The following is a 15,897-nucleotide window of genomic DNA, read 5'->3' as shown; positions in this document are numbered from 1 at the left end:
CGCCAGTCTTGTCCTTTGAACAGCAAGTTGGGCGATTTATCAACGCCCTGGTGACTCCAGCCCCTAACTCAGCTTCATGTCACCACCTGCATCGACTAATTTCTTGCGGACTCCGGGGCGCATCAGCCGCGGGTGTTCCGGGCCTACGTCAGATGATGATCTCGACTTTCTGCCAGGCGCCCTCCCCACGGTCATCAGGAATGTGCGCGGAAATGTCTTGGACGGTCCGGATGGTGAGCGTCTCGTCCGGAAATTGCCAAATGTGAAAAGTGTAGGCAGCTTGGTACTTCTGTGCGGCCTCCCACTCGCCTCGGGTGAGGATAATGCGAGGCGGAGTTCGACTGGTAGACTTCACTTCGATTAGGAGGTTGGCGATCCCGTACAGCGTCTTGCTGTACGACCTGATGTCGTATCCCGCCGCATTGTCATCCAGGGCGGTCCAAACCGGCGCCAGCTGAATGCCTTCGGTCTTCATTCGCTCGATCTCGTGATTGAGTGATAAGAGTTCCGCCCGGCGGCCTTGGGCGCCAAGGCGCTCATCTTGATCCGCGCGCGCTTGGGCAGCCAGTCGGTCCCACCACTCGATTGCCTCTGAAGACGGTTGTGGATCATAAAGACCCGCAGCGCGAAAAGTCTGTTGCTCGTCCAGTGTTAGTGCACTCGCCAGACGCTGCCGGCCATATGGGCTGAGTTTGATCCACCAAGGGCGGTGCACCTCAATCAGGGCGGATAGTGCCTCTCGTATGAACACAGAGATGTCCGCTAGTGCGAGGTCCTCAGGTAGCCGCCCGACCAGAGTAAGGCCGCCCGTGAAATCTGCACCCGCGAAATCTGCATCACTGCGTCTTAATGCGAGCGCCGCATCCTCAGCGGCTGTGCCGGGGTGATCGCGAAGATACCTGCAAATTCCGATCGCCGCTGTAAAAGCGCTCATTCGGAATTCGGCCGGAATATCCGACGAAGCAATCACTCACTTTCCTCGTCCGGCAAACTCCCGCGACCTTCTAGCACTTCGATGAGGTCTCGAACGTCATCTGGGCTGATGTCCCAGGCGATTGGGTCCTCTGAATTCTCCTCATCGAGTGCGATCCTGTGAAGGTCCGCATCGTCAAGCAAGATCTGAAGCGCGCGCAGTTTCTGGCGTAGACGATGACTCACCGAATGGTCGATGCATCCGAGCCCCATCGGCGCAAGTGTGCGGTAGATATAGATGTTGGTCTCGACTCCGGGCGGCAGCCCGAGGCGGTGGATCCGATCAATGGATTGAAGGTAGTGTGTCGTCACATAGCTCCGATCCAAGTAGATCGCGTCATGACAGACCTTGTGCAGGCTGATGCCTTCACCTGCTGCAGCAGGGTTTGCGATCATGACCATACAGGACGGGTCCTCATGGAAGCGGCGAATGCGCCCCTCGCGAGTTTCGGGGTCTGTTGGCTCACCGGAAGGCACCGCGCCATAAAGGCTCACCGGGTTTAGGTCAGCCAACATCACTTCCATCTGTTGGATTGTGTCGGTGAAGATTGTCCACACGACGCTCTTCTTGCCCTCTGCGGCTAGCTGCCGGGCGTGGTCTGCGACGGCACGCATCTTGGTGGATGGGCCCTCTGAGATCACTTGTTCGAGGATTCCCGAGTCCATCTTGATTGCATCATCTGCGATCGAACGGAGCGCGAGAACCGGGTTCGCAGACAGCTGCAGGAGGCGCATGACAGAGCGCCGAGCGGCCGGCGCATCGAAGCGACCGTCTAATCCGAGCGTGCTCACCTGCCGCAGGAATTCATGCTTCACGATTCCGTATAGTGCCATTTGCCCTTCGGCCATCGGGACGGAGCGGAAGTGGCGGAGCGGCTCCGGCAGATTGAGATCCTGCTTTGTGGTTCGAACGTATAGCTCTCCGAGCACCTGCCGCGGCGCGGTGCCGCGGCTAATTTGGAGCCCCAACCCGGCGCCCGGCCATAGGAAATCAAGCTGTGATTGGATGTCCGACGGCTGCTGAGGCATTGGCGTACCGGTGAGAATGTCGCGCCGAATTGGGAGTGGTGCGAGGTTCAACAACAGTGATCCGCGCTGAGAGCCGTATCCAGCTTTCATCCGATGTGCCTCATCAAGCACGAGGTGTACTGGATGTTGAGACATGAACTCGGTGATTATCTCCGAGGTCTGAATCATGAGATCGTAACTCAGGACGAAGCGGGTTGCCCCAGAGCGCAGAGCTTCGGAGAGTGCTTCACCCGATGTCGTTAGGAAAGTGAAGGGCTCGGCATTGCCGTCCGGCGCATCTTCTCTCACGCACTCAGAAACGACTTCCCGCCACGCCGGAAACGAGGCTTTGGGCCCGATCACTAACAAAACTTGATTCGGTTGTCGCGTAAGGAGGTGCAGGGCCAGCGTGACAGTAGTTTTGCCCGCACCAGGTACGGAGAAATTTGCTCCATTTTCCAGCGAGAGAAGACGCTGCAGATCGCGAAGCTGAAAGGGTCGCAGCTCTCTAGTGAAGCCGGAAGCAAAGAGCCGCTCTTCGATCTCCTCTGGAGTGATTCTCAGCTTCAGCGAACCTTTCGAGTGCTGAACCTGTTTGAATTGCTGGACAAATGCAGCGATTTTATCCCGAGCATCGTCGTCGCGCGGACTGAATCGAAAATCGAGATGCTTTTGTTGCGGAGCGAATTGTCCGATCAGCGTGAGCACGCCCGACCACGACAGCTCAATGGAGCCTGGTCCGAAGGAATAGTCGAAGCCAAGGTTAATGACCGTCTGCTGCAACCGCTCCCACACGGACGTTGAGGGAGAGCCTTCCAGCACCAGCCGTCCCGACAATTTCCCGGGCAGGTATTGGATTCCAATCGTGACGGGATCGGCGCTCACTCCGATTCATCTTCCGTCGCGCTCGAATCTCCCGACTTGATCTGGTGAAGCTTCGTTCGGAGGGCAGTCGCACGATGGACAACCTCGTCAAGCTGCTTCTCGATGCCAGCATGAGTGGCAGGATCTGCGGTCGTGAGGTCGATTTCAGTTAGCCGAGTGTTTGCATCCTGAGCTGCTCTCAAAGCGGCTTTGCCCAGCTTGCTCGCCTGCCCGGTATCGAGGATGGTCTGGCAGACTGCCCGGAGTTCGTCGAACACCTCGTCTCGCGCGTCGGGAGTATCAAAAATCTCGATCAACGGCGCGTACGCTGCATCGCTATTCCCTACATCTCCGAGGTCGATTTCAAGTGAGTCGTCAGAACCTGAGGATTCCTCCGGATCCGCCTGATCCTCAACATCAAGGCGCTCGGCTAGCTGCGCCAAGACCTGCTCAGCCTTCTCACCAAGCACCTTGTTGAAGTTGTATATACGTGTTCCCAAGCTGTCCCGGTTGTCGAACAACAACCAAGCCATTCGCAGATTCGCTTCAAGGAGGGGGCCGTCTTTGCCCTTCAGCCGGGTTACTAGATCACTGAAAAACTGCTCGCCTCCCTTTTCAACCAAGCGGTAGTCATTCGGCGATCCGCACCAATCCCGGAGATAAATCTCCGCATAGTTGAGAGCACTCAGAGATTTACGAATGTCGCCTACTGTTTTTCGGCGAATGTCGGCGATGTCAGACTCTTTCTTTGTCTTCTGCTGCAACTGACGCCTGATCTTAAGGGTCTCGTTAATCCAACTGTAAGGGAGTTTTGTCTCAGGCCTCTCCTGAAGACGCGTCTCAATGTCGTCGATTTGGTCCTCGGTTAGCGGAGGAAGAACCATGCACTCTACTTCAGCGAAAGTGGGAAATTCTGATTTACGGTCCCAGTATAGCTCCCGCATCGCAGCCAGCCGGCGATTCCCGTTCACGACCACCCCAGAAGGCGTGATCATGATTGGCTCTGTCTGCTTCGTCCTATCAAGCTCATCTATGATCGGCTTGATCGAGCCAGCGGTTGCGTGCGCGTACCCCTTCAAAATGTTGTGCTGAGCCTGCTGAGCCTCCTCATTGTCCTGCCCAGCTTCGAAAAAATCTGCTTGCAGCTTCTTCTCGGCGATGAAGGCGAGCTGCGCAGTCTGCGTCCGCGCGTTCGCCATCCGGTAGACGGGAAGGTCGAGCGGCAGCCGGATTACCGGCAGCATTGTCCGCTGTCCTTCATAGACATCGTAAGTGGGTTGTTCGCCACAAACTGGCTTGGCTGCCAACGCTGCGATTGTGTCCTTACGTTGGTGCTGCGGACTGGTGTTTACTTGATACCCTGCCATGTTCCCCCCCCTACTCAAACGCAACGACGAGTAGAGGAAAGGTGATGATCCGATCAAACATCTGGACCTCACTCCAAACTCGTTCGGCACTCGCTATGTTGGAATTGATGCGGGCGGCCGCGGCCTTAGTCGGAACGGCGAGAGCGGCTGCCTGTATTTTGTGCTCCAAGTAAAGATATTGCATTTTCATCAAGTCGTAGAATGCGCGGCTTACGTTTCCAGTCTGGATCTGAAAGGCAAGATCTCGGTATCTGCCGGTGACGGTTAGATCACAGTTCTGCTCTATGCGAACATTGTGGGTCCACCCACTGGCCGTGAGTTCGTCCTTCAAATGCTCCCTAATGCGGCTGGTGCATCGACTGCCGATCGCTATGCCTGGAGCCTCGAAGAGGTCCGTAAGCCAGTCGCTCAACTCCCGCTTTTCCCACTCCGCTTGTCCGTTGTGGAGGGAATAGGCTCCCGCGAAGTTCATTGGTCCCCCTTGAGTGGCGGCTCATAGATCGGCTTGTTCATGGGACGCGTTCGCAGCTCCCCATTCCGGAGCGACTGAATGCGCCCGCGGGCAAGCTGGATGTATTCCTCTCCGATATCGCAGCCGAATGCATGTCGGCCATTTTTGAGAGCTGCAATAGCACTTGATCCGACACCGAGGTAAGGATCCAGAACAGAATCTCCCTTCTCTGTAAGGGCAAGAACTAAACGCTCAACAAGGCCAACAGGAAATTGGCATGGGTGATCAGTCTTCTCAACATGATTGGATTTTACGTTCGGAATATCCCAAACATCAGAAGGGTTCTTTCCCAACGGATTGCTGGAAACTTTTCCCCTATTAGGCCCCTTGAAGTGCTTCTTCTCAGGGTACTTAGATGGCACTCGGATTGGGTCCAAGTTGAAGGTATAGTCATCGGACTTTGTAAACCACAGGATTGTTTCGTGCCTTCCGGAGAGCCGCTTCTGGCAATGGAGTCCATGGCCGAACGTCCACACGATCCGATTTCTCAGCTTCAATCCATGATTCTTAAAGATGGGATACAGCAAAATGTCGAGTGGAAAGACCTCGCCGTCCTCGATGCTATTCCCCACCTGCCAGCAGATAGAGCCCCTCGGATGAAGTAGCCGGACGGCCTCTGCTACGGCTGCGGCTTGCTGTTCAACATAGACATCGTTCGAGGTGCGGCGCTCATATTCCTTTCCGATGTTGTAAGGAGGGGAAGTCACGATGAGGTGCATGCTCTCATTCTTGAGCTTCCGCATAAACGAAAGGTTATCCTCGCATTCGATGAGAGCCTGGGGCTCACCTCGGCGCGGAAATTGGATAACCGTGCTTTCCTTCAGTGCTTTACCCGCCACGACGCCTCACATCTGGTTGGAAGATACCCGGTCATAGCGAAGAACACCCGAAAGATCTATCCCCTACGTTCGCTCGAACCCATGTCCGCCGGGATTTCGGGAGAGCTCAACTGGCCGAAACTTTGCAGCAGCACTTGAGGTGGCGTGAGGCGGAGGCGGCGCCTCTCTATCCGCCTCCCTTCTGAAGGGGTCCGGATGCCGTTGTGAACCTCGCTGGGGGGGTTTAGCTGGGAGGCTGTAAACCTGCGTTCCCCCGACAACGGAAAGTAAGCCGCTCCTCTTCCGGTAAGCACGTTTCCTGCTGTGCTCAGCGAGCACCGAAACGCATCAGCGATGTCGGCTCGGGTCGCTCCCAATTTGCAGAATGCGCAGATCGCAAGGCGGGACCAGTAGGGCAGATGGCCGGAGCCGCGCAACTGAGCCATCCGCAAACCGTCGGCTGGGGTGAGCGCCTCTACCATTCCCCGAACGAGGAGGGACAATTCCGGATTCCGTTCCGCCGCTGCCCTCGCCCGCTTCCGATAGAGCGAAACCATAGACCGGGATCGGTTAAGGGTCGTCGCGTGAAAGGCGACGGAAAGCCCCGGCATCAGTACGTAGGCGTGAAAGGCATCGGCGTCTGCGCCTCGGCTGGGTGGGAATACCGGCGACCACTCAGATGGGGCACATTCGAGCGAAGTTGCGTGAGAATTGGTGGCGAGAGGTATCCCTTCACACCGCGCCGGTATTTTCGCGCTGTTTCCAGTGGTGACCGCTTGGATGGTTTGGACGGTTTGCGACATAAAAGGGGACATGTGAGCGAGAGAGGGGGGAAGACTGGGGTGGCCCGTCCAAACGGTCCAACTATGCTCCCCAGCCGATGGACATCCGCAGCTCGTCAGTGCTGCGAGGCCTAAATTGGCGGAGGAGGGGGCGGGCATCTCGCCGACATCGGAAGGGTAGGTCGGCATTCACGCAGAAGCGAATGCGGCGATCGATCATGGCGACGCCCCACACATCCCCCGGCCAATCGCGAGTTCTCCCGTGCCAGATGCCGCTGAAGGACACCCCCGAGCTTACCGGGTTCAAGCACCAGTCGACCCATTGCTTCCCTTCCTTTGGGACAGCGAGTTGAACCAGCGCCGGAATCCCAAATACCTCACATTCATATCTGACCGGCTGGGACGGATACCAATCATCCCGGTAGGTCACTTCCCGACGGTCCAAGCCGACCTCCAGAAGTGGAACGACGATGTCTGCTGCGGTTGTCATTTTCATGCCTCCAGAAGATTTGATTGCAGGGTCAGGCCAGTGCGGAAAATCCCGCCGCGCTTGATCGTGTTGAAGCCGCGTGAGGTAAGTGTTCTGCCGAACATGGTTTGAGACACGGGCGAGTGCCCATTGTCGTTCGCGAACCGACGATAGCTGTTGTAGAGCACCGAGGCGGACACCTCGGCTGCACGCGATATGTGGCAGCGCTCTGCTATGAACTGACCAACCGAATCCATCTCGGCGCGATATTCGGCGTTAGCGCGCGATATTGCGTCGGGTTTGGTGAGGCCGTCAGAATACCACTTTACGGCACCTCGCACGATCCATGCGAGAATGCCGCTGCGTTCCGTCGCCAATTTCTCCGACAACGTGTGATCTTGTTCTTCCGGCTGGAACACGCGGTCGAAAGGGACGGTCCTGATGCGCCGCCACATGGCGGGGTCGTTGCCGCTCACTTGAGGCAGCTGATTGGTCGCCAGGAATAGCTTGAAGGTCGGCTGAAAGGTGACGAACTCGCGATAGAGCAAACGGGCGGTGATCGGTTCGTCGCCCGTGATTTGTTTTACCGGGGCATCGGCCATGCGCTGGTCAGCATTGGCCTCGGAGGCGGTGACAAACCGGGCACCCGCCAACCGCGCAAGATCGTTCGATGCGCCGCCGGATTTCGAAACCAGGGTATCGGTAGGCGTGTGCTTCGCATATTCACCAAGCAGACCGCGAATGACGTTGAGGAAGGTGCTCTTGCCGTTTGCCCCTTCACCATGAAAAATGAAAAAGCACTGCTCTCGCGTTTCACCAGTAGCCGCGTAGCCAATCGCCCGATGAACGAACTCGATTAGGTCTTCGTCGCCCGAGAGAACATCGAAGAGGAAGCTCTCGAAAACCGGACAGCGTGCGTCGGCATCGAAATCCACATCAATAAGGTTAGTGATGAACGCAGAGTGGTCCGGTGCGACCAATGCGCCTGAGCGGAGATCGACCATACCGTTTGCGACGTTCAAAAAGTGCGGCTGGCGGTCGAACTGACCAAATGAAATTGGTACTCCCGGCTCAGTCTCGGCCAGGTCGATCATAGCCTTGATGCGAGCGATACCTTGCGACCGGTTGGCGAAGGCCAATCGCCGCTTAGATGTCTCAGGATCATTGATCTGCCCCGCGTCGAACAGCAACTGATCCGCCACGGCCTTCGCGAGTTGCGTAACCTCACCTGCCGCATCCTGCCGCCAGCGCCGGCCATCCCAGACGAACCATGCGCGAGAGGCAGGTTCGTATCTCGCAGCTCCATCCATCCGGTCTACGAGGCGGCGCGCATTCCCCAAGTCAGTATCAGGATGGGCAGTGCTCGGCTCATAGCGCATCGCACTCGCCCCGATCCGCTCGCATTCATCTTGATCGAGCGGCGGCGAACAAAGTCGTTCGTTCTCTGCGAGGATCGCCGCAAGAACTGCATCCTCGCCAAGGCCTCGCGAACGCAATGCGCAAGCCATCCGAAACAGCGTGTCGTTGCGCCCGCCTTCCTTGATCGCGCCATTCCCCCTCGACACGGCTGGTCTGATCCGCTTCCCTCCTTGGGCAAGTCGGATGAGCCAATCGGGGGCGCAGGCCATGGGCAGGTCATTCGCTAGCTCGTAAGCCTTGCCGGATTCATGAATGCTCGGCGGCGCTACGACATAACCGCCAGCTTTCAGGTCCACGCCTTGGTATCCAGCCACGTTGGGGCGGTCGCTCAAACCTGTTGTCGCGGAGGGGACGCGAAAATACAGGTGCACGCCATCGCCCCCGGTCGTGACTTTGCGGGTCTCGGGCAGCTTGCCAAAGGCGCGTTCAAGCCGCGCGAATGCCTCCTCCCCACCATTCCGGGGATCTATGTCGACGACCAACAGTCCCGCCTCTGCGCCAGTCAATATGCCAATGTTTTGGTCCGTCTCCTTGGGGAAGCGAAGGGCGGTAAGCGCCGCGTCGGCTGAGGCATCATTCTTGCCGTGGCTTGTTGCTGGTCGCTTGGATTGCGGACGAAGGGGAAGAATCGCCAACCCCTCTGCGACATAGGCGGCAGCCGCCGAGGCCAGGCTACTCATCGAGCGACCTCTGCATCAGCTATGAAGGCGTCCAAGTCGGAGACGGTATAACGAACAGCAGCTCCGAGCTTCCTGAACGTCGGGCCTTTGCCTGCCCAGCGCCATCTAGCTAGCGTTTTGGGAGCAAGGCCGAGGTAGTCAGCAGCCTGCGTTTCACGAAGAAGGGGGGGGTTGGGCATTTCAAATCCTCACAAGCGTTCTCAATCGCTGGGAGGAATAAGGGAGAGCTCTTCAGAGGCTCAAGGCGAGACTGGGCAACCACTTTCAACCACCCAAAAATAATCAGGCTTCATGGATGTTGATCGTTTGTCGCTAGCCTAATGAGCTCATCGCCGATCTGATTAGCTGCGACGCTGACTGGGCTCTGTGCGAGATGCGCATAGCGGCTGGTTGTAGCGGGCTGCGAGTGCCCCAACAGCCGGCCTAGCAGCGGAAGGCTCATGCCTAGCCCCGCGCCGACGCTCGCATAGGTGTGCCGCAGGTCGTGCAGTCTGACATCATCAATCTTCGCCATTTCGCGCATGGCACGCCATGGCTTTTGAAGATTGACGAGCGGCTGACCTTGCCGCTTGCCTTCGATCACGAAGGGATTGAGTTCGCTGTCTTCGTCTGGCTTAGCGTTCTTCTGTCGCTCAAGCCTCGCCTGACGCGATTGGTGCAGCTCTTCGAGAACCGCGATGGTGCTGTCAGCAAGGGAAACGAACAGTGTGCCGCCCTTCGTGTCCGGCAGCCGCATCGTCTTGGCCTTGAAGTCGATCCACTCCCACCTCAGGCCCAGAACTTCTGACACTCTGCGCCCGGTCAGAATGAGCAGTTTGATAGCTGCAATCGCACTGTCAGAGGCCTTCTCCTTCGCTTCGGGTGAGTTGAGCGCAATCCAAAGGCGCTTCAGCTCGGCGGGAGAAAGGTACCGCTCTCGCTTTTCCTCGCGGAAACGATCGATGTTCTTCGCGGGATTGGTGTTGTCGGGGCGAAGGCTCCATCGCTCAGCCAAGCTGAACATCTTGCTGGCAAGGGCGAGCATCCGGTTCGCTTCATAAGGCGTCGAACGCAGCGAGTGGTGCAGAGCCGAAATGTCACTGCGAGCCACGGAAGCAATCTTCTTTGCGCCGATGGCAGGGCGAATGTGCACATCGATGATACGCCGATCGTTCTTGACTGAGCTTGCCTTCTTTCGCGTCTCGGCATGCTCTTCAAGGTAGCGATCGCAGAGCTTGTTCACTGTGGGGGCCGACCGATCGATCTTCCGTGTCTGCGACGGATCACCGCCAGCGGCCACCTCGGCAAGCCAGCGTTTAGCAATCTCTCGCGCAGCCTCTGGCCTTAGGGGTCCATGCGTCCCGATTGCGGGGCGGCGCTGCTGCCCATCCTTTGTGCGGTAATAGAGGAAGTAGGACTTGCGTCCTTTTGGCGTGACCTTGCAACCAAACCCTGGAAGCTCAGCATCCCAGATAATTTGATCCTTGTCGGCTGGTTGCAGCGCTTCAATGGATTTGACGGTGAGCTTGGTCTTCATATCTACTTCCTGCTAGGTAGCAATCAGGTAGCAGACTGGAGCGAATCGCGGCAACGCCTATCGCAGCTGGGGGACCCGCCAATTCACATTGAATCAAGGACAAGCGTAAGGCACCATCGCCGATCGCAAGCCATCCGGTTTCAAGATGGGAGACTTTTAATCAGTAGGTCGCTGGTTCGAACCCAGCAGGGCTCACCACGCAGTTACGCAAGTTCCCGGCCAAGCGACGTCAGGTGACCGGGGTGCGTCCGCCACTTTCGCGGCGAATCTCACCAGGCGCGCAGGACAGTGGCACTTTGTCCCTCAGGTGACGCTCGCGGCGGATGTGCGTTTCCGCGCCCGCGGCGCCTAACGCGTGGCGGGAAGCGTGGCCCTTGTGGCCTTGGCGGCGATGGAACGGCGCCGCCTGGTCGCGGCCCGGTCGGTGAAATCGAGGTCGAGCGCGGTCACCGTGATATAGCCATCGGCCAGCGCGGCGCTGTCCGTTCCCGGCGCGCGTTCGCCGCCATTGCGAACTCCGCGCGGTAGGTGCTCTGCGCACCTTTCTCCTCGACCTTGCGGAGGCCTGTCATGGTGAAGGCATCGCCCTCTGCGGGAACCAGCCGCACGCCCCTGGCGACCGTGGGCACGTTGATCGAGACAAGCCGGGGCGCCTTGTCACCCATCTGGTGCAGTGCGCGCGCGATCTGCGCGGTGTAGCGCGCGGCAAGCGTGTAATCGTACTTTCCGTCAGTCCGCACCTGCTGCGAGACGGCGATGGCGGGCACGCCCAGCATCGCGGACTGGCGCGCGGCACCGATCGTGCCGGAGACGGGGACGGCGCCGCCGACATTCTCGCCCTTGTTGATGCCCGAGATGACCATGTCGAACGGCTTCTCCCGTCCGGGGCCGAGGAGACCGAAGATCGCCGCGTCCGCCGGGCTGCCGCGAACCGCGTAACGGGCCTGAGCGCCAGCCGGGGCGACTGTTTCCACTTCGAGCGTTTTCGAGAACAACGTGACCGACTGGCTGCCGCCAGAGAAGTTTTCCTGCGGAGCGGATACGACGACCTCGGCCATGGGGGAAAGCGCGGCGACCAGCGCGGCTATGCCTTCGGACGCGATGCCGTCGTCGTTCGTGACGAGGACGCGGAAACGCGGTTCCACCTCCTGCGCGGAAGACGTGGTCGCAACGACGAGCAGGGCGGAAGCGAGCATCGGGCGGAACATGGGAGTTCCTGTCATACGCGCTGTGATGAGATATTGCCGCCGTCCACCACAAGCTCCGCGGCGGTCACGTAGCTTGCCTCTTCCGACAACAGGAAGCGCACGACGCGGCCGATTTCCTCCGGTTCGCCCAGGCGCCCCAGCAGGACCCGGCGTTCGAATGTCCCGGCCGGCAAATGGTCGAGCGCGGGCTGGGTCATCGGCGTGCGGATCACCCCGGGCGACACGGTGTTTATGCGTATGCCATCGTGCGCCAGCCGGTCAGCCAGACTGCGCACGAGCGAGAGCATGCCGCCCTTGGCCGCGCTGTAGATCGGGTTCATCGCGTTGCCGAGAGTGGCGTTGATCGAGGCGATCGCCACGATGGCCGAGCCCGGATTGCCGGCAAGGTCCGGCAGCAGATCGCGCGTAAGCAGGGCCAGCGGACGCAAGTGGGTGTCGATCCCGGCCGCCCAGCTGGCTTCGGTGATTCCCTCGATGGAAGCGGTGTCGACGATGCCGGCGGCGTGGACCAGTCCGCCCAGCGAACCCAGCACTTCGCGGCTGCGCGCGATCGCGGCGCCATATTGGGCGGGGCGCGTCAGATCGACCGCCAGTCCCAGTGCCGGGACGCCGAACGCGGCACTGATGGATTTCGCTTCAGTCTCCGCGACATGGCCCTGGAGGTCCCACAGCGCGACGGGCCGTCCGTCCTCCGCCAGCGCCCGGGCCGATGCGAGGCCGATTCCGGAGGCACCGCCGGTCACGATAACGCCCGTTGCAGGCCCTGTGCTTGTGCGCCTCATCGGGCTTGCCCCGGTCCGCGCTTGTCGAAAAATCCGTCGAGCCGGATATTGGTCATCTTCGGCTGGTCTCCGCTCATCGCCACCCCCATGATGTGATCGACCACCGTCGGATCGTCCGGCGCGCCATTGGCGCGCAAATCCTGCAGGCCTTCGATCCGCTTGCTCTCCAGGTCCTGGGCCGTCAGCGCGACGATGGAGATTGGCGTGTCCTGAAGCGATTCCTCGCGCTTTTGCGCGGTGACGACGATCTCCCCGATTGCGCCGGTCGGATCGTCGGCCTGCGCCTCGCCCCCGGCATCCTGCGCGTGGACGATCGCTGGTAAAGCCAGCATCGCGCTCGCAAGCAGTGTCAACCGAACAAGCCCTTGCCTCATGACTTTCTCTCCCATCAGTCCGCGTGAGCCGCATTTTCTACTTCTGGGTAGATTTTCTACCTACATGAAGGTAGAATGCAAGCGATGTTTTGCCCACCTGAAGAGGCAACGCTAGAGGGGGTCCATGAAGCTCAACCGAAAACCTCGCGGCGAGGTGACCCGCCAGGCGATCCTCGAAGCGGCAGAACTCGTTTTCGCAGAAGTCGGTTACGCCGCCGCCCGGCTGGAGGACGTGGCCGAGGCAGTCGGCATCCGCCGGCCGTCCATCGTTTATTATTTCTCGTCCAAGCAGGAGCTTTACGACGCGGTCGAGGCGGATATCTTCGCCGATCTGCACGCGTTTTCGCAGGCGCGGCTCAAGCAGGCGGACGCGTGCTTCCCGCGCCTCATCGCGCTCCTCGACGCGTGGCTCGACTTCCATGTCGGCCGGCCTTCCGCCGCACGCATCATCCAGCGCCTGGTGGCCGACGTGACGCCGCGCCAGGGCAACCCGGTCCAGTATTCGAACAGCGCGCTCAAGGACATCGAGGCGGTCGTGAACGAAGGCGTCGCCGCCGGTCAGTTTGTCGACATTTCCCCGATCCAGCTCCTCAACAGCGTAGGGGCTGGCGCGCTGTTCTACGTGTGCAACGCAGGTCAGGTGGGTGAGAACAGACGCTACGATCCTGCCGATCCCGCCGAACTCGCGCGCTTTCGTGCGCTGCTTCACCGCCTCGCCGCGGCGGCGGTGCGGGGTGACCGGCGCTGAACGACGCCGGTTAAAGCTGCGGATAACTGGCCGGCCCGGCCTCGGCCGGCGAGCGACCTTGCTACGAGGTCTCCGTGCAGAATCAGATCGACCTTGGCTCCGATATCGCCGGAAAGCCCGTTTACCTCGATGTGGAGGAACTGCTTGCCACGCGCCTGCTGGTGCAGGGGAACAGCGGTTCGGGAAAATCGCACCTGCTCCGCCGCTTGCTGGAGAAGAGCGCCGGCATCGTTCAGCAGATCGTGATCGATCCCGAAGGCGACTTCGTGAGCCTGGGCGAGGCTTATGGTCACGTGGTCATCGACGGTGCGGCCTACTCCGACGTGGAGATCACCCGGCTTGCCGCCCGCACGCGCGAGCACCGCGCCTCGGTCGTGCTGGCGCTCGACGGTCTCGAGATCGAAAACCAGATGCGCTGTGCGGCCACGTTCCTCAGCGCGCTGTTCGATGCCCCGGACAAGCACTGGTACCCCGCGCTGGTGATCGTGGACGAATCGCAGCTTTTCGCGCCTTCGGCCGCCGGGGAAGTCAGCGATGACGCGCGCCGCAGCTCGCTTGCCGCCATGACGAACCTCATGTGCCGTGGCCGCAAGCGCGGGCTTGCCGGCGTGATCGCCACGCAGCGACTGGCGAAGCTGGCCAAGAACGTGGCGGCCGAGGCTTCGAATTTCCTGATGGGGCGGACATTCCTCGACATCGACATGGTCCGCGCGGCGGACTTGCTGGGAATGGAGCGGAGGCAGGCCGAACAGATTCGCGATCTGGAACGCGGTCACTTCCTGGGGCTCGGCCCCGCGATCAGCCGCCGCCCGGTGGCAGTCAGGATCGGGAGCGTGGAAACACGCGCGAAGTCCACGGTGGCGGGCCTCACGCCCCCTCCGATGCCCAGTGGCGAAGACATGGCCGCGATGCTCCACGCGCAGCCGGAGGCGCCCCCGGCCCAGGCCGACCTGCTGAGCCTTGCCGAACCTGGGCCCGCATCGTCTGCGTCGTTGCAGGAACATATCGCGCAGCAGACCGCGCCCGCGCCGGCCCGCAACGAAATCCAGCTCACGGCGGAGGAGGCCGAAGCGATCGTCCGCGCCGTTTTGCAGGAGATGGCGAGCGAGGAGGGATGCACGTTCCAGCCCGCCGCTTCACTCTTCCAGGATTTTACCGTGCGGTGCCGGATGCGCGGATTGAAAACCCACGGGCTCGACGCACTCGGGTTTCGCAGACGCTTTGCCAGGGCGGTGGCGGGCGTCGAATTCGATCCCCCCGCGGAACAGGACGCCCGCCTGCTGGAACTGGCGGACTCCGTGCCGGAAGAACTCCTCGCGCCATTTCTGGCCATCGGCAACGCGGCGATCGCAGGCAAGCCGTGCCCCGATGACGAGACCCTCGCCGTGCTTTACGGCACGCGGTCAGTGGGCCGTGCGCGCCGAATGCTCGAGCATCTCGAACGCAGCGACCTGGTTGTCGTGCGCACCGATTTCGGCGGACGCCGGTCGGTCGCGATACCGCGCCTCAGCCTCGCGACGCCCATGGCCTAGCCGCCAGCGGCGCCCGGCAGACCTTCGCGGCGCGGGCGATCGTTCCGCGCCTGCTGCAAACCGGACCGGTGAACCGGCTGCACTTGGTCAATGGCAAGCCTGCCGGGTTGGATCAGCCTGCGATGAGACTGCTGACGACCACGGCTACCGGAAGAGCCGCAGCCACGAAGAAACCGAAGATATAGACGGCGATGTCGTGCGTCTTGCTCATGTCAACCTCTTGAATAGTCAGGGGGCCGGGATGGCCCTTTCTGCGTCGCAGGCTACATTGGGCCCGGCAGAATGGGTGACGGAAGATATTGACTGCTTCCGCAGATTCTGCGGTTCTGCGTGCATGCCGCCGCACGACCTTCTCAATGCGATCGATCGGGCGATCCTGGTCGCTCTCCAGGCGGATGGGCGCCTCACGAACCAGGCCCTTGCGGAAAAGGTGAATCTTTCACCGAGCGCGTGCCTTGCCCGCACGCGAAGGCTGGAACACGACGGCTTCATCAAAGGGTATCATGCCCGGCTCGACCCCTTCCGGCTCGGCATTGGGCTGGTGCTTTTCGCGGAGGTCACGCTGCAAGGCCACATGGCCGACGAGCAGCACCGGTTCGAGGCCGCGATCGCGCACATCGACAACATCGTGGAAGTGTCGGACGTCAGCGGAGACGTGGATTACATTCTCAAGGTCGTCGTTCGCGACATGGCGGAATGGACCGGGATGAAAGACGATCTGATCGGCCGCGATCTCGGCGTGCGCCGGATCACGACGCATGTCCTCATGCGAAAGCCCAAGATCTTCACCGGCTATCCCGTCCTCTAGAGGGGGTGGCGGCTAGCGGGCGCGGCGTGCGTGCGCGCG

Annotated in this window: 14 protein-coding genes; 3 read left to right on the top strand and 11 right to left on the bottom strand. The window is 60.3% G+C overall.

The window, feature by feature from the left end:
* Positions 1 to 148 precede the first annotated feature (148 nt).
* The 11 genes from GRI40_RS14005 to GRI40_RS13685 form a co-directional block, all read right to left on the bottom strand.
* Positions 149 to 970: a protein NO VEIN domain-containing protein gene (locus GRI40_RS14005; RefSeq protein ID WP_160610810.1), complete on the bottom strand. Its 822-nt coding sequence runs from the start codon at positions 968 to 970 to the stop codon at positions 149 to 151.
* Positions 967 to 2,865, bottom strand: a complete 1,899-nt coding sequence (locus GRI40_RS07850; protein ID WP_160610809.1) for an SNF2-related protein — start codon at positions 2,863 to 2,865, stop codon at positions 967 to 969. Before GRI40_RS07850 ends, GRI40_RS14005 begins: the two co-directional genes overlap by 4 nt.
* On the bottom strand, positions 2,862 to 4,211 hold the full coding sequence (locus GRI40_RS07845) for a ParB N-terminal domain-containing protein (RefSeq protein WP_160610808.1): 1,350 nt from the start codon (positions 4,209 to 4,211) through the stop codon (positions 2,862 to 2,864). The genes GRI40_RS07850 and GRI40_RS07845 overlap by 4 nt, the downstream gene beginning before the upstream one ends.
* A 10-nt stretch (positions 4,212 to 4,221) precedes the next feature.
* Entirely contained in the window at positions 4,222 to 4,683 is a 462-nt protein-coding gene (locus GRI40_RS07840) for a BglII/BstYI family type II restriction endonuclease (RefSeq protein WP_160610807.1), read from the bottom strand.
* Positions 4,680 to 5,561, bottom strand: a complete 882-nt coding sequence (locus GRI40_RS07835) for a DNA-methyltransferase (protein WP_337190522.1) — start codon at positions 5,559 to 5,561, stop codon at positions 4,680 to 4,682. The genes GRI40_RS07840 and GRI40_RS07835 overlap by 4 nt, the downstream gene beginning before the upstream one ends.
* A 1,253-nt stretch (positions 5,562 to 6,814) precedes the next feature.
* Entirely contained in the window at positions 6,815 to 8,890 is a 2,076-nt protein-coding gene (locus GRI40_RS07830; RefSeq protein WP_160610806.1) for a phage/plasmid primase, P4 family, read from the bottom strand.
* Positions 8,887 to 9,069, bottom strand: a complete 183-nt coding sequence (locus GRI40_RS07825) for a helix-turn-helix transcriptional regulator (RefSeq protein ID WP_160610805.1) — start codon at positions 9,067 to 9,069, stop codon at positions 8,887 to 8,889. Before GRI40_RS07825 ends, GRI40_RS07830 begins: the two co-directional genes overlap by 4 nt.
* A 110-nt stretch (positions 9,070 to 9,179) precedes the next feature.
* Positions 9,180 to 10,406 carry a tyrosine-type recombinase/integrase gene (locus GRI40_RS07820; protein ID WP_160610804.1) on the bottom strand — a complete coding sequence of 409 codons (1,227 nt, stop codon included), beginning with the start codon at positions 10,404 to 10,406 and terminating at the stop codon, positions 9,180 to 9,182.
* 446 nt (positions 10,407 to 10,852) lie between these two features.
* Positions 10,853 to 11,614, bottom strand: a complete 762-nt coding sequence (surE, locus tag GRI40_RS07815; protein WP_160610803.1) for a 5'/3'-nucleotidase SurE — start codon at positions 11,612 to 11,614, stop codon at positions 10,853 to 10,855.
* Positions 11,615 to 11,625: 11 nt separating this feature from the next.
* Positions 11,626 to 12,396: an SDR family NAD(P)-dependent oxidoreductase gene (locus GRI40_RS07810; RefSeq protein WP_160610802.1), complete on the bottom strand. Its 771-nt coding sequence runs from the start codon at positions 12,394 to 12,396 to the stop codon at positions 11,626 to 11,628.
* On the bottom strand, positions 12,393 to 12,728 hold the full coding sequence (locus GRI40_RS13685; protein WP_202390161.1) for a hypothetical protein: 336 nt from the start codon (positions 12,726 to 12,728) through the stop codon (positions 12,393 to 12,395). The genes GRI40_RS07810 and GRI40_RS13685 overlap by 4 nt, the downstream gene beginning before the upstream one ends.
* A 166-nt stretch (positions 12,729 to 12,894) precedes the next feature.
* Here GRI40_RS13685 and GRI40_RS07805 point away from each other — a divergent pair, with 166 nt between their 5' ends.
* The 3 genes from GRI40_RS07805 to GRI40_RS14000 all read left to right on the top strand — a co-directional run bounded on the left by GRI40_RS07805 (position 12,895) and on the right by GRI40_RS14000 (position 15,858).
* Positions 12,895 to 13,518 (top strand): TetR/AcrR family transcriptional regulator, encoded by a 624-nt coding sequence (locus tag GRI40_RS07805; protein ID WP_160610801.1) that lies wholly within the window; start codon positions 12,895 to 12,897, stop codon positions 13,516 to 13,518.
* Positions 13,519 to 13,592: 74 nt separating this feature from the next.
* The gene (locus tag GRI40_RS07800; protein ID WP_160610800.1) at positions 13,593 to 15,050 is read left to right on the top strand and encodes a helicase HerA domain-containing protein; all 1,458 of its coding nucleotides are present in this window, start codon (positions 13,593 to 13,595) and stop codon (positions 15,048 to 15,050) included.
* Positions 15,051 to 15,384: 334 nt separating this feature from the next.
* A complete protein-coding gene (locus GRI40_RS14000; protein ID WP_160610799.1) occupies positions 15,385 to 15,858 on the top strand; it encodes an Lrp/AsnC family transcriptional regulator in 474 nt (157 codons plus the stop codon).
* The last annotated feature ends 39 nt before the right edge of the window (positions 15,859 to 15,897 follow it).

The sequence above is a fragment of the Tsuneonella aeria genome (assembly GCF_009827495.1).
GTDB classification, from domain to species: Bacteria; Pseudomonadota; Alphaproteobacteria; order Sphingomonadales; family Sphingomonadaceae; genus Tsuneonella; species Tsuneonella aeria.
The sequence above is the reverse complement of the archived record's forward strand: the minus strand, read 5'-3'. Positions and strand labels throughout refer to the sequence as shown.

Coding starts and splice junctions, on each gene's coding strand:
- GRI40_RS07845 (WP_160610808.1), bottom strand. CDS start 4,211: ATGGCAGGGTATCAAGTAAACACCAGTCCGCAGCACCAACGTAAGGAC.
- GRI40_RS07840 (WP_160610807.1), bottom strand. CDS start 4,683: ATGAACTTCGCGGGAGCCTATTCCCTCCACAACGGACAAGCGGAGTGG.
- GRI40_RS07830 (WP_160610806.1), bottom strand. CDS start 8,890: ATGAGTAGCCTGGCCTCGGCGGCTGCCGCCTATGTCGCAGAGGGGTTG.
- GRI40_RS07825 (WP_160610805.1), bottom strand. CDS start 9,069: ATGCCCAACCCCCCCCTTCTTCGTGAAACGCAGGCTGCTGACTACCTC.
- GRI40_RS07820 (WP_160610804.1), bottom strand. CDS start 10,406: ATGAAGACCAAGCTCACCGTCAAATCCATTGAAGCGCTGCAACCAGCC.
- surE (WP_160610803.1), bottom strand. CDS start 11,614: ATGTTCCGCCCGATGCTCGCTTCCGCCCTGCTCGTCGTTGCGACCACG.
- GRI40_RS07810 (WP_160610802.1), bottom strand. CDS start 12,396: ATGAGGCGCACAAGCACAGGGCCTGCAACGGGCGTTATCGTGACCGGC.
- GRI40_RS13685 (WP_202390161.1), bottom strand. CDS start 12,728: ATGCTGGCTTTACCAGCGATCGTCCACGCGCAGGATGCCGGGGGCGAG.
- GRI40_RS07805 (WP_160610801.1), top strand. CDS start 12,895: ATGAAGCTCAACCGAAAACCTCGCGGCGAGGTGACCCGCCAGGCGATC.
- GRI40_RS14000 (WP_160610799.1), top strand. CDS start 15,385: ATGCCGCCGCACGACCTTCTCAATGCGATCGATCGGGCGATCCTGGTC.